Origin of the sequence: Streptomyces fungicidicus, from assembly GCF_003665435.1 — a bacterium.
Classification (GTDB): Bacteria; Actinomycetota; Actinomycetes; order Streptomycetales; family Streptomycetaceae; genus Streptomyces; species Streptomyces fungicidicus.
Genome location: NZ_CP023407.1, coordinates 6720255 through 6740768 on the forward strand (window position 1 = coordinate 6720255; position 20514 = coordinate 6740768).

The 20514-nt window shown below is 73.1% G+C and carries 12 protein-coding genes and 2 pseudogenes; 10 read left to right on the forward strand and 4 right to left on the reverse strand.

The features are described from left to right. Nucleotides 1-153 precede the first annotated feature (153 nt). The 3 genes from CNQ36_RS30190 to fxsT are packed head-to-tail and all read left to right on the forward strand — an operon-like array spanning nt 154 to nt 7367. The gene (locus tag CNQ36_RS30190; protein WP_228313112.1) at nt 154-1716 is read left to right on the forward strand and encodes a VMAP-C domain-containing protein; all 1563 of its coding nucleotides are present in this window, start codon (nt 154-156) and stop codon (nt 1714-1716) included. Next, complete coding sequence (locus CNQ36_RS30195; RefSeq protein ID WP_121548296.1) at nt 1713-2780, forward strand: AAA family ATPase; 1068 nt, start codon at nt 1713-1715, stop codon at nt 2778-2780. Before CNQ36_RS30190 ends, CNQ36_RS30195 begins: the two co-directional genes overlap by 4 nt. After that, complete coding sequence (fxsT, locus tag CNQ36_RS30200) at nt 2781-7367, forward strand: FxSxx-COOH system tetratricopeptide repeat protein (RefSeq protein WP_121548297.1); 4587 nt, start codon at nt 2781-2783, stop codon at nt 7365-7367. 50 nt (nt 7368-7417) lie between these two features. Here the strand turns inward: fxsT and CNQ36_RS30205 are convergent, their stop codons facing one another. After that, complete coding sequence (locus CNQ36_RS30205) at nt 7418-8743, reverse strand: cation:proton antiporter (protein WP_121547640.1); 1326 nt, start codon at nt 8741-8743, stop codon at nt 7418-7420. A 998-nt stretch (nt 8744-9741) separates the two neighbouring features. Here CNQ36_RS30205 and CNQ36_RS30215 point away from each other — a divergent pair. From CNQ36_RS30215 to argF, 3 genes are all read left to right on the forward strand, one after another. Beyond that, entirely contained in the window at nt 9742-11448 is a 1707-nt protein-coding gene (locus CNQ36_RS30215) for an HEXXH motif domain-containing protein (RefSeq protein WP_228313072.1), read from the forward strand. Nucleotides 11449-11514: 66 nt separating this feature from the next. After that, entirely contained in the window at nt 11515-12741 is a 1227-nt protein-coding gene (locus tag CNQ36_RS30220) for an arginine deiminase (protein ID WP_121547643.1), read from the forward strand. Nucleotides 12742-12809: 68 nt separating this feature from the next. Next, nucleotides 12810-13817 (forward strand): ornithine carbamoyltransferase, encoded by a 1008-nt coding sequence (gene argF / locus CNQ36_RS30225; protein WP_121547644.1) that lies wholly within the window; start codon nt 12810-12812, stop codon nt 13815-13817. A gap of 15 nt (nt 13818-13832) precedes the next feature. Here the strand turns inward: argF and CNQ36_RS30230 are convergent, their stop codons facing one another. Further along, nucleotides 13833-14276 (reverse strand): ATP-binding protein, encoded by a 444-nt coding sequence (locus tag CNQ36_RS30230; RefSeq protein WP_040905960.1) that lies wholly within the window; start codon nt 14274-14276, stop codon nt 13833-13835. 318 nt (nt 14277-14594) lie between these two features. Between CNQ36_RS30230 and CNQ36_RS30235 the strand changes: the two genes are divergently transcribed. The 4 genes and pseudogenes from CNQ36_RS30235 (at nt 14595) to CNQ36_RS30245 (ending at nt 19010) form a co-directional block, all read left to right on the forward strand. Continuing rightward, nucleotides 14595-15173 (forward strand): enoyl-CoA hydratase-related protein, encoded by a 579-nt coding sequence (locus CNQ36_RS30235; RefSeq protein WP_266104752.1) that lies wholly within the window; start codon nt 14595-14597, stop codon nt 15171-15173. Nucleotides 15174-15293: 120 nt separating this feature from the next. Next, a complete protein-coding gene (locus CNQ36_RS35640; RefSeq protein ID WP_266104753.1) occupies nt 15294-15419 on the forward strand; it encodes a hypothetical protein in 126 nt (41 codons plus the stop codon). A 4-nt stretch (nt 15420-15423) separates the two neighbouring features. Further along, nucleotides 15424-17723 (forward strand): annotated as a pseudogene (locus CNQ36_RS30240) (bifunctional salicylyl-CoA 5-hydroxylase/oxidoreductase). Nucleotides 17724-18095: 372 nt separating this feature from the next. Further along, nucleotides 18096-19010 carry a YceI family protein gene (locus CNQ36_RS30245; protein ID WP_121547647.1) on the forward strand — a complete coding sequence of 305 codons (915 nt, stop codon included), beginning with the start codon at nt 18096-18098 and terminating at the stop codon, nt 19008-19010. A 28-nt stretch (nt 19011-19038) separates the two neighbouring features. On the opposite strand, the gene CNQ36_RS30250 is transcribed toward CNQ36_RS30245, so the two are convergent. Together CNQ36_RS30250 and CNQ36_RS30255 are read right to left on the reverse strand one after the other, a co-directional pair. Then, complete coding sequence (locus tag CNQ36_RS30250) at nt 19039-19860, reverse strand: PaaX family transcriptional regulator (protein ID WP_121547648.1); 822 nt, start codon at nt 19858-19860, stop codon at nt 19039-19041. A gap of 36 nt (nt 19861-19896) precedes the next feature. Further along, nucleotides 19897-20514 (reverse strand): annotated as a pseudogene (locus CNQ36_RS30255) (AMP-binding enzyme); the annotation flags it as partial.

Here is a 20514-nt window from a genome sequence, read left to right on the forward strand (position 1 = left end):
GACCCGCGCGGTGTCCGTGGCGAATGAATCCGGCCGAGTCTCACCCGTAAGGGGGACTCGGCCGGACTTCGTCCCGCCCGGCCCCACCTGTCCCTGGCTAACCGTCAGTTGCCGTGCTAGCTTCGCAGGTCGGTCAGGCAGGAGTACCGGCTCATGGGGGAACGGTCGGTGGAGAAAGGCGAGGGTTTCGGCGGTCCCGACGGCGGGGTGCCGCGCGCGCAGGGTCTGGAACTGCTGTCCCGGCTCACCGGGGCCCTGTGCGAACTGAGCTGCATGGAGGACGCCCAGGGGCGCGTCCAGTTCGCGGCCGTCCTGGGGGAACAACTGGTCCGCACGGTCGACGTGCGCGGCGTCCGGCTCCGCGAGGACGTGGTGGCCATGGTGCGCGCCGCGCTGAACGTGGAGGGCGGCCAACACGTACTGGTGCGGGTGGTCGAGATCTTCGAGGGGGCCGCGCCCGCCGACGAACTGGACCGGCTGCTCGCCCCCGCCGCCCCGCCCCCGTCCCCCGACTCCCTCCCCGGCCCGCTCTCCGGCCACGACACCGGCATGGCGCACGCCCTGCTGGCCGACGTCAAGGGAGAGGTGCCCGCCGCCCGGCTGCGGGACGGGCTCACCGAGGAACTCAACGGCCTCTACCTGCCCGCCGGGCTCTCGCCCGACCAGCTCTTCGCGCACGTCCTGGAGTGGAACGCGCAGCCGGACGGGTTACCCCCCGCGGTGCTCCTTGCCGACGTGGCCGCCTCCCTCGCCGCGTCGCCCGGTCACCGCGGCGCCCTCGTCAAATGGGTCGACGGCTGGGCCCAGCGCTCCGGCCTGACGGCCGCCGTGGCGCGCCGCCGCGCCGCCCGCCGGGAGTCCGCCGTCGATCCGGACATCCCCTGCTGTCTGATCGTCGCCGTGGAACCCGCCCGGGACGGCTCCGGCGAGATCGTCGTACGCCCCTGGCTCAACACGGTCCCCGGCCACTGGGACCCGCAGCCCGGTGAACCCGCCACCACCACTCTCGACGGACTCGGCGAGGCCGTCGAACGCGCGCTCCAGCAGGGGGCCCGCCTGTGGTCCGCCCCGGACGCCCCCGACCGGACCGGGCGCGAGCAGCCGGCCTACGTCGAATTCGTCCTCCCGTACGACCTCCTCAACCACGACGTGGCGGGCCTGAGGTTCCGGATCGGCCACGGCAGGCCGCTGCCGCTGGGCCTGAAGTACGGGGTGCATCTGCGCAGTCTGGAGCGGATGCGCACCGACGACGCCGTGGTCCGGCAGCAGTGGCGCGACCGCTGGCACAGTCTGCGCCGGCACGGCGTCACGGTGCACGGCTGGACGGGCGCCGACGCCCAGCGGCTCGACGCCTGGCAGACCGCGCTCGCGGGGGAGGCCGGACGCACCGCCGTGGTGCTGGACGCCCCCGCCGACACGCCCGCCCTCGAAGCGCTGAAGGCCGCCATCGCGGAGGGCATCTCGCTCGCCATATGGGACCGCCGGGGCGCCTTCATCGAGGAGCGGCGCGAGGTGGTCACCGCGGTGTTCGCCTCCGTGCCGATCGCGGCGCAGATCCCCATGGCCATCCACCGGCTGCGCAAGAAGGCCGTCGACCCCGCGCAGAGTCCGGACCTCCTCGGGCGGCACATCGCCTTTTTCTGGGACGATCCGACACGACTGGTCGACATCCACACCGACGACGGCGACCCCGCCGACGAGGAGGCACTGGCGTGACGCAGGACGAGCGTACGGTCCCGGACGGCTGGCGGATCTTCCATGCCACCGGCGAGGACCCGGCCGCCGCCGTGCGACTGCCCGAGCCCCCGCCCTGGCGCCGGTTCGGCGGAACGCCGCTCCAGCCCTCGCCGCCCGACGACCCGGCGGCGGCGCTGCGGCGGCTGGGCCCCGGCGAGGTCACCCCGCAGCTCGGCTCCGAGGAGATCGACACCGTCAACGCGGCGCTGCTGCTGCGCCGGCCGCTGCTGATCACCGGCCCTCCCGGCATCGGCAAGTCCACCCTGGCCTATGTGATCGCGCGGGAACTGGGACTGGGCCGGGTGCTGGAGTGGAACATCGTCAGCCGCACGACCCTGCGCGACGGCCTCTACGTCCATGACGCGATGGGACGCGCCCAGGCCATCGCCGCCTGGCAGGCGGGGCTGCGGGATGCCGTGGGATCCGGCGCCGCGGACTCCGAGAACGACCTGACGGAACGTCAAAGTCCGCCACTTCTCGGGGATTTCCTCACCCTGGGGCCCCTGGGGACCGCTCTGCTGCCCTACGATCGTCCCCGGGTGCTTCTTGTCGACGAGCTCGACAAGAGCGACATCGACCTGCCGAACGACTTGTTGCACGTCTTGGAGAACGGAAGCTATGACGTCCCGGAGCTGGTCCGTGACGCCGCCGACACCGCGCGCGTCCACACCAGCGATCCCGGCGTCCGTGCCGAACTGCGGCAAGGGCGGGTCGAATGCCGGGAGTTCCCCGTCGTGGTGATCACCAGCAACGGCGAGCGCGAGTTCCCGGCCGCGTTCCGCAGGCGCTGCCTGCCCCTCGAGCTCCGCACGCCCACCCGGGAACAGCTCCTCGCCATGGTGCGCCGGCACCTCGGGGAGAGTGCGCGGCACAGCGAGGACCTGGTGGACCTCTTCCTCCAGCGCGTCCGCTCCGGGGGCACGCACTCCCTGGACCAGTTACTCAACGCTGTCCAGATCACTACCATGGGTGGTTTCCAGGTCGACGGGGACGGGCGTAAGCTCGTGGAAATGCTCCTCCGCGACCTCGCGAAGGGCCGCTGAATGGACAACGGCTTTCCCAGGGAGCGCGCATCCGGAACCGGCGACGGCGGACCTCGGTCGGGCTCGTCGCCTCCTTCGGCGTGCTCCGAGTCCGGCGAGTACGCCGGTGAGGTCGGAGGCTTCCTCCTCGCCGCCCCGCTCCCGCGCGCCCTCGACCAGCCGCTGCCGGGCCCGGACGGCGCGGACCGGGAGACGCCGCGCTGGCAGGAGGTCGCCGACGCGGTGTGGCTCGCCGCGTACTGGAACCGGCACGGCGGCCCCGCCGGAGCGCAGGCGGCCCCGGACCCGGACGCCCCCCGTCCCGCCGCGGGGAAAGCCGCCACACCGCCGCGGGCCGAGGACGCACCGGACCCGGCGACGCCTCCGGGGGATGCGGATCCAGCCGATCTGACGCCCGGCACCGGACTTCCCGCACCCGTCCCGCCGCCCCCCTCCGACCACCCGGGCACCCAGGACCGGGCACAGCCGCCCGCCCCGGCGGACCCGGACGCCGCCCCCGCACCGGCGTGGACCCCGCCGCGCACCGGGGACGGGCCCTTACCCCACCCCGGGGGCGCCCTCCACCGCGGCGGCCCCCTGCTGCCCGACGCCAACCTTCCGCAGCACGGGCCGGGCCGGCGCACCGCCCTGCTCGCCCGCGCCCTGCACCAGCTCGCCCGCCGCGTACCCTCCCGCGACACCCTGGAACTCGACGAGGAGACCACCGCCGAGCAGGGACTCGCCGACGGCATGTGGATGCCGTTCCTCCGGCCCGCCCGCACCTCCGCGTTCGACCTGGTGCTGCTCGCCGACGAGGCGCCCACCATGCGCATCTGGGAGGAGACGGTGGCCGCGCTCGCCGAGGCAGCCGAACACAGCGGCGCCTTCCGCGGCGTCCGCACCCTCCGCGCCACCCTCCCGCGCACCGGCACGGCCACCCTGCGCTGGGCCGGGTCCGGCACCGTCGTCGATCCCGCCGAACTCCTCGACGGCCGGGGCGGCCGGATCTTCCTCGCCGTCACCGACGGCCTCTCCCACGGCTGGGCCGCCCCCGCCGCCGACACCCTGCTGAGCAGGCTCGCCCGCTCCGGCCCCACCGCGGTGGTCCATCTGCTCCCGCCCCATCTGCGCCACCGCACCTCCCTCTACCCGCACTCCGCGGTACTCGAGGCCGGCGGCTTCGGCATGCCCAACGACTCCCTCGGCCACTGGGCGCCACCGGGCGGACCCGACCCGCTGCGCCCGCTGCCCGAGGCGGCCGGCGACTCGCTGCCCGTCCCGGTGCTCTCCCTCAAACCCGGCTCCGTCGCCGCGTGGGCCGACCTCGTCACCGGCGAGCGAGGAGTGCGCCGCTCCCTGCCCGTCGTCCTCGCCGGCACCCTGACCAAGGGGGCGCCCGCCCCCGGCCTGCGCGCCCCGCGCCTCCCGCGCGCCGCTGCCGCCGCCGTACGCCGCTTCTTCACCCTCGCCACGCCCGCCGCGCGCCGTCTCGCCACCCAACTGGCCGCCATCCCGTTCGACTTCGACCTGGTGGAGCAGTTACGGCGCCGGGTCATGCCGGAGACCGGGCCCGACCACCTCGCCGAGATCCTGATGGGCGGGCTGATCGACTGGGACAGCGGCGGCGAGGGCCGCCCCGAGTTCGCCGAAGGCGTCCGTGAGGCGCTGCTCGCCACCACCACCCGGTCCCAACTCGCTCGCACCGTGCGGTTGGTGGGCGACCTGCCGGCCGCCGGCGAGCGGGGTGCGGCACTGCGCGACGCGCTGCGCGACCCGGTCGGCACCACGCTGCCCGACCCGGCCGAGCCCGGCTGGCGGCGCAGCGAGCTCGCCGTGATGCGGGCCCTGTCCGGCCCGTACTCCGAGCGGGCGAACCGCATCGAACCCGACGTCTCCCGACTGCTGCCCGAGTCGCCCGATCGGGTGCCCGCGGAGTCGGCCGGAAGGGTGAACCACCCGGACGGCGGCGAGTTCCCCGACGACCAGGACGGGAGGCATCCAGCGTCGGACGTTCGCGAACCGGCAGGAGAGACCTCGCCGAGCCCGGTGACCGAGACCCCACACGAAGCCCCGGAGGCTGAGCCGCTCATGCAGAGCACCACGACCGCACCGCCGGCCATCATGGTGAACGTTCCGCTGAGGAACACCTCGTTCGTCGGCCGCCAGGCGCTGCTGGGTGCCGTGGAGGCGCAGCTCGAAGCCCAGGACACGGCGGCCGTGCTGCCGCACGCGCTGCACGGTCTCGGCGGCGTGGGCAAGTCCCAGCTGGCCCTGGAGTACATCTACACCCACCAGCGCCGCTACAAGGTGATCTGCTGGATCCCCGCCGAGCGGGAGAGCCTCATCCTGGCCGCGCTCGCCGGTCTCGCGACCCGGCTCGGCGTCGCCCAGCCGGGGCAGGAGGGCACCGCCAACACCTCGGTCCAGGCGGTCCTGGACGCGCTGCGCGCCGGAGAGCCCTACGACGACTGGCTGCTGGTCTTCGACAACGCCGAGGACATCGACGTCGTACGCCAGTACTTCCCGACCAGCGGCCCCGGCAAGGTCATCGTCACCTCCCGGAACCGGTCCTGGGAGCGGGTGGCGACCCCGCTGCCGGTGAGCGTGTTCGAGCGCGAGGAGTCCGTCGAGCTGCTCCAGAAGCGCTCCGCCGACCTCTCCGCCGAAGACGCCGACCGCCTCGCCGAGGCCCTCGGCGACCTGCCGCTCGCGGTGGAGCAGGCGGGTGCCTGGCGCGCCGTCACCGGCATGCTCGTCGACGATTACCTCGCCCTGCTCGCCGAGCGCAGCCCCGAGATCCTCGACCTCGACCCGGCTCCCGACTACCCGGTCTCCGTGGCCGCCGCCTGGGACATCTCGCTGGAGCGGATCAAGGAGAACAATCCCGGCGCCCGCCAGCTCCTCGACATCTGCGCCAGCATGGCCCCCGAGCCCATCCCGCGCTCGATGCTGCGCGGCGGCCGGGGCATCAGCATCACGCCCGAGGTGGACCCGCTGCTGCGGGAGTCGATCAAGCTCAACCGGGCCGTCCGCGACCTCAACCAGTTCTCCCTGGTCAAGACGGACCCCCGGACCGACACCCTGCAGATGCACCGCCTGCTGCAGACGGTGCTCCTCGCCAAGCTCGACCCCGACGAGCGCAAGCGCATGAGGGACGCCGCCCACCAGCTGCTCTCCGGCGCCAAGCCGGGCCACTACGCCTCGTCCCGCGAATGGCCCGCCTACCAGGCGCTGCTGCCGCACATCCTCACCTCCCGGGCGGTCACCAGCTCCGACACCTATGTGCGGGAACTCGTGTCCGACACGGTGCTCTTCCTCTACTACTGGGGCAACCACGAAGGGGCTGCGGACCTCGCGCGGCAGGCATGGAGCTCCTGGCTCGCGGAGTCCGGTGAGGAGGACATCCACGTCATCCGCATCACGAAGACCTTCGCCTTCGTCCTGCGCCAGATCGGTCAGATCGGCGAGGCCATCCCGCTGACCGAGAAGGCCCTGGAAGTGTCAAGGCGAATCAACGCCGACCCCGAGGACCTCATCGACTCCCTCTGCGAGATGTCCGACGCCCGTCGTTACCAGGGCCGGTTCGCGGAGGCCCGGGACCTCGGCCGGGAGGCCACCGAGCTGGCGCGCGGCATGTTCGGCGGGGAGGACCCGATCACCCTGCGGGCCACCCACAGCTGGGGGGTCGACCTACGGCTGTGCGGGCAGTTCGCCGAGGCGTTGCCCATGGACCGGGAGAACGCCCGACAGCGCGAGCACATGTTCGGTCCCAACAACTCCCTCACGCTCAACACCCTCAATGGCCTCTCCATCGACATGCGGGAGAGCGGCGACTACCCGGGCGCCCGGGAATACCAGAGGGATGTCTACTCCAGGGCCCGTGACGCCATGGGCGAACAGCACCCGCTCACCCTGCGCGTGGCTCGCAACCTCGCGGTCTGCCTGCGCCGGGACGGCGCGCTCGACGAGGCACTGAAGCTCTCCGAGGAGACCCTCGCCCGCTTCGTCGCCCGCTACGGGCCCGTTCACCCCGACTCACTCTCCACGGCGATCAACCTCGCCGTCGACCGGCGCCTCGCCGGAGGGTCCCAAAACCTCGACAAGTCCCGCGAGCTGGGCGAGGAGACCGCGCGGCGCTACGCGTCCTTGTTCGGCGAAGACCACGCCTACACCTTGCTCACCAAGGCGAATCTCGCAGCCACTCTGCGGATGCTGGGCGCTCTGGACCACGCCGCGGAAGTGGAGGACGACGCGTCTCGCAGACTGGTGGCCACACTGGGCCCCGAGCACGTGACGACGCTGACCGTCGACATCGGCAGGGCCAACACCGCCTACGCACGACTGGACTTCGACCGTGCATACGAGGTCGACGAGGCCACCCTGACGGCGCTCACCGTGACCGCCGGCGCGGAGCACCCGCTGACCCTGTCCTGCACCGCGAACCTCGCCCTGGACCTGCGCGGTCTCGGCCGGGGGGCTGAGGCGGACCAGATGCGGCGAAAGGCTGTGGAGGGCTTCGCCCGCGTGGTCCGTGCCGACCACCCCTGGCTGGAGGCGGCCCGGCTGGGCCGCCGTATCGAGTGCGACATCGCTCCCCTGCCGCTGTAGCAGTCGACGCGAACGGCCGGGGCGGCACAGTTGCCGCCCCGGCCGGATGTTCAGCCCAGATCCGTCACCGGAGCGCCGCGCGAGTCGTCCCGCCCGGTGGGTGGAAGAGGCAGGTCGGCCCGGTCTTGTGTCCCTCCGGGTGGACGGCGTTGGGCCATGCGACGGACCAGGATCAGGAGCGGCTGGGTGAATAGAGTCGTGGCCAGGGCCATGAAGACCAGGACGCTGTAGAGCCGGTCGCTCAGCAGGCCCGCCTGCAGGCCGGCGTTGAGTGCGATCAGCTCGGTGAGCCCCCGGGCGCTCATCAGGATGCCGACGGTGTGGGCGTCGTAGCGGCCCAGGCCGCCCAGCCGGGCCGCCACCGTGCCGCTGCCGATCTTCGTCACCGTGGCCAGCGCGGTCACCACCAGTACGGCGATCCATCCCGTGACGCCCATGCCGTTCAGCACGACGGCCTGGCCCGAGACCACGAAGAAGAACGGCAGCAGCAGCGAGCTGACGTCGTGCAGGGGACGGAGCAGATCGGGGTCGAGCCGGTCGTCCGGCTCGCGGGGTGTCACCACGCCCGCCAGCAGCGCGCCGAAGATCACGTGCAGACCGAGGGAGTGCGTGACCCAGGCGGACCCGAGGGCGAAGCCGATCAGCAGCGCCATCCGCAGCGAGGGCTCCAGGTGCGTGCGCCACAGCAGCCGGCGCAGCAGCGGCCGGGCCGCGAGGAGCATCACGGCGACGAAACCGGCCGCGAGCGCCACCCGCCACCCCCAGCCGAGCGCCTGGTCGCCGCCGTTCTCCAGCAGCGCCCCGGCCAGCACGGTCCAGCAGACCACGTCGAGCAGGCCGGCGGCCGAGACCGCCACCACGCCGGGCACCGTGCGGGCCAGTCCGTTCTCCCGCACTATGGCCGTCAGTACGGGGACGGCGGTGACGGACAGGGCGATCCCGGCGAACAGCACCATCGACGGGGAGGGGGCGCGCGGCATGCCGAGGCCGTGCAGCTGGTCCCAGAACAGCAGCGCGCCGCCGCTGCCGACCGCCATCGGCACCACGAACGAGGCCGCCGCCACCCCCACCGCCGTGCGCGCCCGGTCGCCCAGCAGCTTGAGGTCCAGCTCGTAGCCCACCGCGAAGAGGAACACCACCAGGGAGAACTGCGCGAAGCCGGTCAGGGCCGTGCCGATCTCCTGGGGGAACAGCATGTCGTACGCGTCGGGCGCCATGCTGCCGAGGAGGGAGGGACCCAGCGCTATCCCCGCCGTCAGCTGGCCGACGATGTACGGCTGCCGAAGCTTGCGAGCCGCCCAGCCCGCCGCGTGCGCGGCCACCAGGATCAGGGCCGAGGCCCCCACGAAGTGCGCGATCAGAGCGTCAGGGCTCATGAGTCCCCCTGTGGTCCTGTTGTTCGGCCGACCGAATGTCCGCCGAGGGTCATCGCACGCTTTGGCGAAGTCAACTCAGCCAGAATAGAGGCTATCTGACGGTGTATCGGATCATGTGCACGTGCTCGCCCCGAGTCACAGGATGCACGCGGGTAGCGGTCGAGCACGGCCGTGTACAGGGGTGCGTCGGGCTGCACCTCCGTGCTGCCGTGCGCCGTCGACGCGCTCTCAGGGTGCCGCGAAGGTACGCCGCCTCGCGGGCCGTCATTCCGGAGGGATTGTTTCCGGCCGTGCGGGGCGCCGCACGGCCCTCGAGGCAGTGCGGCGCGTTCTGCGGTGCCGATGGTTCGGCAGCACGGCCGTGTGCGCACCGGGACGTTGCTGACCGGGAGCCGGTGGCCGGGTGCATGCTGCGGAACTCCGTCTCGTCGCAGCGTGATGTGCGTGAACGGTCTTCTCCGCTCTCACCGTTCCAGGGCGGCACAGGGCGGTGCGGCCGGTCGACGTGCTCCTCGGCGGCGCTGCTTCCGCATGCACTTCTCAAGTAGGAGGAGAATCGGATGAGTTGATCGGTTCTGTCAGGTGTTCACGCAATCGATGATGATCGGATGGCGTGATCGTACGGTTTTCGATGCGGGAATCAATGGCCATGATGGATGCAAAGGACACGGGGCATTGCGTGCCACCGTGCGAGAAGGGGGACGCACCTTGCATCAGCCGCCCGCTCAGCGCAACGCCGAAGCCGCCGCCCGGAAGCCGGCCCTCGCGGCGGGGGCTCCTGTCCGGGAGTCGGACCTGGCCGATCTTGCGGCGCTGCCCCTGTCCGCTGTGGACGGCCTCGCCCCCCTCGGTCCCGGCACCCGTCTTCTCACAGAGGTCCTCCGCTCCCGCGGCGGCATCCGGGGCGGCGGCGATCCGCCCCGGGCCGAATAGCAGTCCTGCCGCGCAAAGTGCCCCCACCGGGCCCCCGCATGCCCGCCCACCGACCGGAGGTCCCGGTGACGAACAGCGAGCGCCCCCGCCCGTTCCGCATGCCCGAACCCCTCTTCGCGGAACTGGCCGCCGGCGGCGGCTCCGCACGGGCCCTGGCCTTCCTCGATCAGGGCGAACGGGCGCGCCGGCTGCTGCTGCTCCGCACCGTGCTGCAGGAGATCCGGGACCTGCCCACCCCGCTGAGCCCCGCCCCCGAGGCCTGGCGGGTGTTCAAGGAGGCGGCGGAGCGGGCGCCGGAACCGGTGGAAGGGCTGCTGCTCGCCCCGACGACCGGCGCGTGGATCGCGCACACCCTGCGCCGGATCCACGGCACCGCGACCGGGCCGCACCTGTGGGCGGAGGCGGCCAGGCTGAACACCCTGGCGGTGGCCGCCTCGCTGCGCGCCGGCACGGAGGCGTCCCTGCGCGTTCCGCTGGAGGACGGCGCGCTGTCCCTGCCGGGGCTGGGACTGGCCAGGCTGCCGGACGGGGCGGCGGGCCTGTCGGCGGCGACGGCGAGCACCCGCGCCGGTGAGCTGACCCTGACCGGCCAGGGGCGCGACGGCCGGCGCTCGGTCCTGACCTGCCGCCCCGCCTCCGTCCCGGTGGACGGGGCGCCGCCGGCGGACGACCCCCGCTGGCTTCCCCTCCGTACCCTCACGGTCGGCTCCGCCGCCGTGCCGCTGGAGGACCTGGACCCCTACCGCGACCTCGACGGCCCGGTGCCGCCCGCCCGGCTGGACGCCGACGAGGCCGTGGCCTGGCAGCGGCTGTTCGACGAGGCCGTGGCCGTCCTCGCGACCGCGCAGGGGCCGGGGCCCGGACGGCTCGACCCCGCGGTGATCCGCGCCGTGGTCCCGTGGGCCCGCACCGGCCTGCTGCCGCCTCCGCCACCCGACGTCCGCGTGTCGGCGTCCAGCGGCGACTCCTTCGGCGCGATGGTCATCGCCCGCCCCTCCTCACCGCTGGCCCTGGCCGAGGCGCTGGTCCACGAGTTCCAGCACAGCAAGCTCGCCGCGCTGATCCACCTCTTCCCGCTGCTGCGCGACGACCGCGCCGAGCGCTACTACGCCCCCTGGCGCCCGGATCCGCGCCACCTCACCGGTCTGCTGCACGGCGCCTACGCCTTCACCGGCGTCGCCGGCTTCTGGCGGGACCGGCTGTCCGACCCGGAGCACGGCGAGACGGCCGCCTACCACTTCGCGCTGCGCCGCACCCAGAGCCGTCTCGTGGTGCGCACCCTCCTCACCAGCGGCCGCCTCACGGAGGCCGGGCAGGCCCTGGTCGGCGGTCTCGCCCGGACCCTCGACGCCTGGCTGCGCGAGCCCGTGCCCCCGGCCGCCCTTTCCCGCGCCCGCACCGCAGCCGCCCTGCACCGCACCGAATGGCGGCTGCGCAACGTCGCCCCCGCCCCCGAGGGGCACTCGGTGCCATCCGACGGCGACACACCGCCGGACGTCCTCCGCTTCCGGCCCGACCGCGCCCCCTGGCCGGACGTCCGCACCCACGCCTTCTCGGTCCCGCCCGCCGGCCCCCGCACCCCGGACGAACAGCTCGCCGCCGGCAACGCCGCCGCCGCGCTCACCGGGTACGACGACGGCCTTTCCCGGGAGCCAGGCGACCCGCACCTCCTGGCCGGGTGGATCGTCGCCCGCGCGGCGCTTGCCCGGGACCCCGGGGCGCGCCGGCTGCTGGCCCGGCCCGAGCTGATCCGGCCGGCGCCCGGCCGCTGACGGAAGCCGGACCGCGGATGTGCCGGACCGGGGGTGAACCCGCCCCCGGGTGGTCAGGATGGAGGCATGACCTACCACGTCGACTCCGAGGCCGGCCGGCTCCGCCGCGTCATCCTGCACCGGCCCGATCTCGAGCTCAAAAGGCTCACCCCCAGCAACAAGGACGCCCTGCTCTTCGACGACGTGCTCTGGGTGCGCCGGGCGCGCGCCGAGCACGACGGATTCGCCGACGTCCTGCGCGACCGCGGGGTCACCGTCCACCTCTTCGGTGACCTGCTCTCCGAGACGCTGGACATCCCGGCGGCCCGCGCTCTCGTCCTGGACCGGGTCTTCGACGAGAAGGAGTACGGCCCGCTCGCCACCGACCATCTGCGGGCCGCCTTCGAGACCCTTGCGGCGCCCGGGCTCGCCGAGGTGCTGATCGGCGGGATGACCAAGCGGGAGTTCCTGGACGCCCACCCGGAGCCCACCTCCGTGCGCTTCCACGCCATGGAGCTCGACGACTTCCTGCTCGGGCCGCTGCCCAACCACCTCTTCACCCGCGACACCTCCGCCTGGATCTACGACGGTGTCGCCATCAACGCGATGCGGTGGCCGGCCCGGCAGCGCGAGACCGTGCACTTCGAGGCGATCTACCGGCACCACCCGCTGTTCCGCGAGGAGTCCTTCCACGTCTGGTCCGAGGGGCAGGCCGACTACCCGTCCACCATCGAGGGCGGGGACGTGCTGGTCATCGGCAACGGGGCGGTGCTGATCGGGATGAGCGAGCGGACCACCCCGCAGGCGGTGGAGATGCTCGCGCACAAGCTGTTCGCGGCCGGCTCCGCCGAGACCATCGTCGCCCTCGACATGCCGAAGCGGCGCGCCGTCATGCACCTCGACACGGTGATGACGATGGTCGACGGCGACACCTTCACCCAGTACGCCGGCCTGGGCATGCTCCGCTCGTACACCATCGAGCCGGGCGCGGGGGACAAGGAGCTGAAGGTCACCGACCATCCGCCGGAGCACATGCACCGCGCGATCGCGGCCGCGCTGGGGCTCAGTGAGATCCGGGTGCTGACCGCCACCCAGGACGTGCACGCCGCCGAGCGTGAGCAGTGGGACGACGGCTGCAACGTCCTCGCCGTCGAACCGGGCGTGGTCGTCGCTTACGAGCGGAACTCCACCACCAACACGCACCTGCGCAAGCAGGGCATCGAGGTGATAGAGATCCCCGGCAGCGAACTGGGCCGGGGGAGGGGCGGGCCGCGCTGCATGAGCTGTCCCGTCCAGCGGGACGCGGTGCGGTAGGCCGTATAGAAATACAAAACGTCGTATAGACTTCCAAGGGTTCATGTCCCCCATTACTGGAGCGCCCCATGGCGACTGTCCCGACCGCCCTCGCCGGCCGCCACTTCCTCAAGGAGCTGGACTTCACCGCGCAGGAGTTCCTCGGACTGCTGGAGCTGGCCGCCGAACTGAAGGCCGCCAAGCGGGCCGGGACCGAGCAGCGGTACCTGCGGGGCAGGAACGTCGCGCTGATCTTCGAGAAGACCTCGACGCGCACCCGCTGCGCGTTCGAGGTCGCGGCCGCCGACCAGGGCGCCTCGACGACGTACCTCGATCCGTCCGGCTCGCAGATGGGCCACAAGGAGTCGGTGCGGGACACCGCCCGGGTGCTGGGCCGGATGTACGACGGCATCGAGTACCGCGGCGACAGCCAGGACAAGGTGGAGGAGCTCGCGGCGTACGCGGGGGTGCCCGTCTACAACGGGCTCACCGACGACTGGCACCCCACCCAGATGCTCGCCGACGTGCTCACCATGACCGAGCACTGCGCCAAGCCGCTCACCGGGATCGCCTTCGCCTACCTGGGCGACGCCCGCTTCAACATGGGCAACTCCTACCTGGTGACGGCCGCCCTGCTGGGCATGGACGTCCGTGTCGTCGCCCCCAAGGCGTACTGGCCCGCCCAGGAGATCGTCGACCGGGCTTATGAGCTCGCCGCGTCCAGCGGGGCCCGCATCACGCTCACCGAGGAGATCGGCGAGGGCGTCGCGGGCGCGGACTTCGTGGTCACGGACGTCTGGGTCTCCATGGGGGAGCCCAAGGAGGTGTGGGACGAGCGGATCGCCGCCCTCGCCCCGTACGCGGTGACCATGGACGTCCTGCGCGCCACCGGCAACCCGGACGTCAAGTTCCTGCACTGTCTGCCGGCCTTCCACGACCTGGGCACGAAGGTCGGCCGGGAGATCCACGAGACCCACGGCCTGACCTCCCTGGAGGTGACCGACGAGGTGTTCGAGTCGGCGCACTCGGTGGTCTTCGACGAGGCGGAGAACCGTATGCACACGATCAAGGCGGTCCTGGTCGCGACCCTCGCCTGAGGTCCCGCGCCGCGTTCAGACCGGGCGCCGCTGTCCCGGCAGCCGGAACCACACCGCCTTGCCCGACTCGGTGGGGCGGTGGCCGCAGGACGAGCTCAGGGTGCGGATCAGCAGCAGCCCCCGCCCGTTCTCCTGCCAGGGGTCGGGCATCCCGAGGGACGGGCGGGTGAGCTCACCGGGGGGCTCCGGGTCGGCGTCGTGCACCTCGACCTGGCAGCCGGCCGGCAGCAGCCGCACCACCAGCTCGATCGGCGTGCTCCCCGAGGTGTGCTCCACCGCGTTCGCCACCAGCTCCGCCGTCAGCAGCTCCGCCGTGTCGCAGTCGGCGGCGTGCTCCCGCTCGGCCAGTGCCGTACGGACCAGTGCACGGGCCACCGGCACCGCCGCGGCGGTGTGCGGCAGCGCTACGCGCCAGGAGGTGGAAGCGGCGGGGGGTTCGTGCACGACGGGTCCGTTCATGGAGCGGGTGCTCCTCGCGTTCAGCAGCCCATGGTACGGCGCAGCCGGTACGGCCCCCCGAGGGGGGCGGGGCACCGGCCCCCGTGCCCGGGGGCGCCGTGCCGGGGCCCTCTGCCCCGGCAACGGGCGGCTTACCCAGCTCCACGCCCCGCCTCGCACGCGGGCTCCCGCCGTTACCGGTATGTCGACGAGTCGTGACGGACGGGACGGCGCCCGAACGGCGTATCGCGCACCCGTGACGGAAGTCACGGACAGGTGATAAATTCATCGGACAGAACTCACTGAGCCGCGCAGTGCCCGTCCGAGGAGGCCGCCCTCATGAGTCCCTTCACCGGCTCCGCCGCCCGCACCTCCCGCTGGGAGCATCTGCGCGTCGATCTGGCCGACGGGGTCGCCACCGTCACCCTCGCCCGCCCCGACAAGCTCAACGCGCTCACCTTCGGCGCCTACGCCGATCTGCGCGACCTGCTCGCCGAGCTGGCCCGGGAGCGGGCCGTACGGGCCCTGGTGCTGGCCGGCGAGGGCCGCGGCTTCTGCTCCGGCGGCGACGTCGACGAGATCATCGGCGCCACCCTCGCCATGGACACCGCCGAGCTGCTCGACTTCAACCGGATGACCGGTCAGGTCGTGCGGGCGATCCGGGAGTGCCCGTTCCCGGTGGTCGCCGCGGTCCACGGGGTGGCGGCGGGCGCCGGGGCGGTCCTCGCCCTGGCCGCCGACTTCCGCGTCGCCGACGCGGGCGCCCGCTTCGCCTTCCTCTTCACCCGGTCGGCCTGTCGGGCGGCGACATGGGCGCGGCCTATCTGCTGCCCCGGGTGGTCGGCCTGGGCCACGCCACCCGGCTGCTCATGCTGGGAGACCCGGTACGGGCACCGGAGGCCGAGCGCATCGGCCTGATCAGCGTGCTGACGGACGAGGGCGACGCGACGAGGCCGCGCGGGCCCTGGCCGCCGCCTGGCCGACGGCCCCGCCCTGGCCCACGCCCAGACCAAGGCCCTGCTCACCGCCGAACTGGACATGCCGCTCGCGGCGGCGGTGGAGCTGGACGCCTCCACCCAGGCCCTCCTCATGAACGGCGAGGACTACGCGGAGTTCCACGCGGCCTTCACCGAGAAGCGCACCCCGAAGTGGCGGGGGAGGTGAGCGGATGCCTTCCGCCAGGAGCCAGGGAAACCGCCCCGCGCGCGTGGCGGTCATCGCGGCGGCCCCGGCGGCCTCTACACCGCCGCGCTGCTGAAACGCCTCGACCCCGACCGGCATATCACCCTCTGGGAACGCAATCCCCCCGACGAGACCTTCGGCTTCGGAGTCGTCCTCTCGGACGAGACCCTCGGCGGCATCGAGCACGCCGACCCCGTCGTCTACGCGGCCCTGCAGCGGGACTTCACCCGCTGGGACGACATCGACATCGTCCACCGGGGCGTCCCGCACACCTCGGGGGGACACGGCTTCGCCGCGCTGGGCAGGCACCGCCTGCTGGAGATCCTGCACGACCGCTGCCGCTCCCTCGGCGTGGAACTCCGCTTCCGGACCGCGGCCCCGGACCCCGCCCGGCTGGCGCGGACGTACGACCTCGTCGTCGCCGCCGACGGAGTCCACAGCACCACCCGGGAGGCCTTCGCGGACGTGTTCCGGCCCCGGATCACCGAGCACCGGTGCCGTTACGTCTGGCTGGCCGCCGACTTCGCCTTCGACGCCTTCCGCTTCGAGATCGCCGAGACCGAGCACGGCGTGATGCAGCTGCACGGCTACCCGTACTCCGCCGACGCCTCCACCGTGATCGTCGAGATGCGCGAGGAGGTGTGGCGCGCGGCCGGGTTCGACGGGACGGACGGGACGGAGTCCGTCGAGCGCTGCGCCAAGATCTTCGCCGACGCGCTCGGCGGACGCCCGCTGAAGTCCAACAACTCGGCCTGGACCACCTTCCGTACGGTGGTCAACGAACGCTGGTCGCACGGCAACGTCGTGCTCCTCGGCGACGCCGCCCACACCGCCCACTTCTCCATCGGCTCCGGCACCAAGCTCGCCGTCGAGGACGCCCTGGCCCTCGCCGCCTGCCTGCGCGAACAGCCCACCGTCGAGACCGCGCTGGCCGCGTACGAGGAGGAACGCCGGCCCGTGGTCGCCTCCACCCAGCGCGCGGCACGGGCCAGCCTGGAGTGGTTCGAGGACCTGTCCCGCCATCTCGCGCAGCCGCCCCGCCAGTTCGCGTTCAACCTGCTCACCCGCAGCCGCCGGGTCACCCACGGCAATCTGCGGCTGCGCGACGCCCGGTTCACCGGGTCCGTGGAGCGGGAGTTCGGCTGCCCGCCCGGTACGCCCCCGATGTTCACCCCGTTCCGGATGCGCGGTCTCACCCTGCGGAACCGGGTCGTCGTCTCGCCCATGGACATGTACTCCGCGCTCGACGGGGTCCCCGGCGACTTCCACCTCGTCCACCTCGGCGCCCGCGCGCTGGGCGGCGCCGGGCTGGTGATGACCGAGATGGTGTGCGTCGGCCCGGAGGGCCGCATCACGCCCGGCTGCGCCGGCCTCTGGACCGGCAGACAGGCCGAGGCGTGGCGGCGGATCACCGACTTCGTGCACGCACAGGCCCCCGGCGCCGCGATCGGCGTGCAGCTCGGGCACAGCGGTCGCAAGGGCTCGACCAAGCGGATGTGGGAAGGCATGGACGAGCCGCTCGACGAGGGCAACTGGCCCCTCGTAGCCGCCTCGCCCCTGCCGTACCGGCCGGGCGGCCAGGTGCCGCGCGCACTGTCCCGGGCGCAGCTCACCGATCTGAGGGAGCAGTTCGCCGCCACCGCCGTGCGGGCCGCGCGGGCCGGTTTCGACCTGCTGGAGCTGCACTGCGCCCACGGCTATCTGCTCTCCGGCTTCCTCTCCCCGCTGACCAACCACCGCACCGACGCCTACGGCGGCTCACCCGAGAAGCGGCTCCGTTTCCCGCTGGAGGTGTTCGACGCGGTGCGCGCGGCGTGGCCCGGTGACCGGCCGATGACCGTCCGCATCTCCGCGACCGACTGGGCGCGGGGCGGCGTCACGGCGGAGGACGCGGTCGCGATCGCCCGTGCCTTCGCCGCGCACGGCGCCGACGCGATCGACGTGTCGACCGGGCAGGTCGTGGCGGAGGAGGAACCGGAGTTCGGGCGCTCGTACCAGACCCCGTTCGCCGACCGGGTGCGGCACGAGGCGGGCGTCCCGGTGATCGCGGTGGGCGCCATCTCCTCCTGGGACGACGTCAACTCCCTGATCCTCGCCGGGCGTACGGACCTGTGCGCACTCGCCCGCCCGCACCTCTACGACCCGCACTGGACGCTGCACGCGGCGGCCGAGCAGGGGTACGAGGGCCCGGGCGTGGTCTGGCCGGCGCCGTACCGGGCGGGCAGCAGGCCTCCGCGCACCGGCCGTACGGACGCGCCCAAGCCCCGGCTCACCCTGGGAGGCTGAGCCCGGTCGCGGCCGGCACCGCCCGCTCCGGGCGAGGTGTGCGGGGAACGTGAGTGAAGCGCGCCGTAACCGTGCATGCTGCATGAATATCGCCACACGCTTCCCGCCGTTCGCCGGAGCGTCACTGCAAAGTGCCGCCCCTCCAAATCCCGACATACGCCCCCATCGTGCGCTCTTCCGGTGGTCCGTCCGGCGTTGACCGGTGCTCGTCAAGGCTCTGGGACCAGCGCCTTTGCCCTCCCGGCGGCTTTAGGATCGATGTCAGACCGTCCCCTCGTACTGATGTCCTGTTCTCCCGGGTCGTTGGCAGCCGCGAACGCGGCGTGGCGTACGGGCCGCGCGGAAACACACATGCGGAAAGGTGAACACCACATGGTCCTCGGACTGCTTCGACGCCTGCGCCCGCACGGCGCCTCCGGCGCCGCCTCGGGCCTCACGGTCCCCCTGCCGGACGGGGCGGGGGCGTTCGGCTGCGAGACCGTCGACGTCCTGGGGCAGCCCCTGGGTGCGGCCGAGGTCACGGTGACCGCTCTCGACAGCCACCGTGTGGTGGCCGGCGGCACCACCGACCCGTACGGCTACTTCATGGCGGCCCTGCCCCCGGGGAGGTACAGCGTGATGGTGGCCGCGGAGGGCCTGACGCCCGTCCGCGAGACCGTCGACATCACCGCCGGGGTGGCTCTCGCCCCCGTGCGCGTGACGCTGCAACCCGGACGCCAACTGGAGCTGCCGCCGCCCGGCACCTGGCTGTTCGACCCTCCGCACACCGCGATCCGGTTCATCGCCAAACACGTGGGCATGGCCCATGTGCACGGCCGCTTCACCCGGTTCGAGGGCGGCATCCGGGTCGCGGAGAACATGGCCGACTCCCAGGTCTCGGTGCGCATCGACGCCTCCAGCCTCACCACGGGCAACCGGACCCGCGACAACCACCTGCGGTCCGCCGACTTCCTCGACGTCGGCAACTACCCGTACATCGACTTCACCAGCACCCGGTTCGCCTACCGCGGCGGCTCCCGGTGGACGCTGCACGGCACCCTCACGATGCACGGCACCAGCCGCTCCGTGGGGCTCGACACCGAGTACCTCGGCACCGTAAACGGCGGCTACGAGCAGGAACTGCGCTGCGCGGCGCTCGCGAAGGCGGAGCTGCACCGCGAGGACTTCACCCTCAACTGGCGTTCCATGCTCGCCCGTGGCATCGCCGTCGTCGGGCCGACGGTCCAGCTGGAGCTGGACGTGCAGGCCATGTACCGCACCCACGACACGCCGACCCCGCCCCAGTGACGGGCGCGCGGGGCGCGGCCCCGGGCCGTCACACGCCCACGAACCGCGCCCCCGCGTCCCGCAGCCGGTCGTGCAGGCCGCGGAAGACGGCCGCCGAGCGGGTGCCCGGCCAGCCGGCGGGGAGCAGGGCGGCGGGCAGTCCGGGGTCGGCGTAGGGGAGATGACGCCAGGAGTCCAGGGCGAGGAGGTAGTCGCGGTAGGCCTCCTCGGGCGGGGTGTCCGTCCGCTCCTCCCAGGCGCGCAGCACCGGCGCGTGCCGGTCCAGGAACGCCTCGTGCTGCCCGGCGATGGCGGTCAGGTCCCACCAGCGCGCGGCCGCCTGAGCGGTTGGCGCGAAGCCGAGGTGCGCGCCGCGGAAGAAGTCGACGTAGGCGTCCAGGCGCAGCCGTTCCAGGGTGTGCCTGGTCTCCTCGTACAGCCGGGCCGGGGCGATCCACACGCCCGGGGCCGCCGTGCCGAAGCCGAGGCCGGACAGCCGTGAGCGCAGGACGTGCCGCTTCTGCCGTTGGGACTCCGGCACGGAGAACACGGCGAGCACCCAGCCCTCGTCCTCCGGCGGATCCGTGGCGTACACCCGCCGGTCGCCGTCGTCGAGCAACTGGCGTGCCTCGGGCGAGAGTTCGTAGCCGGCCGCCCCGAGGGCGGTGCGCGCGGGGACCAGCAGGCCGCGCCGTTTCAGCCGGGACACCGAGGAGCGCACGGACGGGGCGTCCACACCGACCGCGGCCAGCAGCCGGATCAGCTCGGCGACGGGCACCGGGCCCTCCACGGAGCGGCCGTACGCGCCGTAGAGCGTGACGATGAGGGATCTCGGAGCGTGCTGGGCTTGCTGGTCGGACACGTTGATCATCTTAGGTCGTGTGCGCGGGGGTGCCGTCCGGGGGCGTCACGTCCGGCCCTCGCCGGTCCCGGCGGGAGCGCGCAGACGGAACCGCTGGAGCTTGCCGGTGGCCGTGCGCGGCAGCGCCTCCAGGAACACGATCTCCTTCGGGCACTTGTACGGCGCGAGTTCGGACTTCACGAAGGAACGCAGCGCCTCCGCGTCGCGCGGCGCGCCCTCCACGAGGACCGCGTACGCCACCACGACCTGGCCGCGTGTCTCGTCGGGCCGCCCGACCACCGCCGCCTCCACGACGTCCGGGTGGCGCAGCAGGGCGTCCTCGACCTCGGGGCCGGCGATGTTGTACCCGGCCGAGATGATCATGTCGTCGGCGCGGGCGACGTACCGGAACCGGCCGTCGGGGTCGCGGACATAGGTGTCGCCGGTGATGTTCCAGCCGTCGCGCACGTACTCCCGCTGGCGCGGGTCGGCGAGGTAGCGGCAGCCGACCGGGCCGCGCACCGCGAGCAGTCCCGGCTCCCCGTCGGGCACCGGGACGCCGTCGGCGTCCTGCACCCGGGCCTGCCAGCCGGGGACCGGAAATCCCGTCGTCCCGGGGCGGACGTGTGCAGTTCGTGGCGCCGATGCCGTTGATGATCCGCAGCCCGGTGCGTTCGTGCCAGG

Excerpts from the sequence above, each read along its gene's own strand:
- CNQ36_RS35640 (WP_266104753.1), top strand. The coding sequence starts at position 15,294 with ATGCCGCTCGCGGCGGCGGTGGAGCTGGACGCCTCCACCCAGGCCCTC.
- CNQ36_RS30190 (WP_228313112.1), top strand. The coding sequence starts at position 154 with ATGGGGGAACGGTCGGTGGAGAAAGGCGAGGGTTTCGGCGGTCCCGAC.
- argF (WP_121547644.1), top strand. The coding sequence starts at position 12,810 with ATGGCGACTGTCCCGACCGCCCTCGCCGGCCGCCACTTCCTCAAGGAG.
- CNQ36_RS30250 (WP_121547648.1), bottom strand. The coding sequence starts at position 19,860 with ATGATCAACGTGTCCGACCAGCAAGCCCAGCACGCTCCGAGATCCCTC.
- CNQ36_RS30235 (WP_266104752.1), top strand. The coding sequence starts at position 14,595 with ATGAGTCCCTTCACCGGCTCCGCCGCCCGCACCTCCCGCTGGGAGCAT.
- CNQ36_RS30230 (WP_040905960.1), bottom strand. The coding sequence starts at position 14,276 with ATGAACGGACCCGTCGTGCACGAACCCCCCGCCGCTTCCACCTCCTGG.
- CNQ36_RS30220 (WP_121547643.1), top strand. The coding sequence starts at position 11,515 with ATGACCTACCACGTCGACTCCGAGGCCGGCCGGCTCCGCCGCGTCATC.
- CNQ36_RS30205 (WP_121547640.1), bottom strand. The coding sequence starts at position 8,743 with ATGAGCCCTGACGCTCTGATCGCGCACTTCGTGGGGGCCTCGGCCCTG.
- fxsT (WP_121548297.1), top strand. The coding sequence starts at position 2,781 with ATGGACAACGGCTTTCCCAGGGAGCGCGCATCCGGAACCGGCGACGGC.
- CNQ36_RS30245 (WP_121547647.1), top strand. The coding sequence starts at position 18,096 with ATGGTCCTCGGACTGCTTCGACGCCTGCGCCCGCACGGCGCCTCCGGC.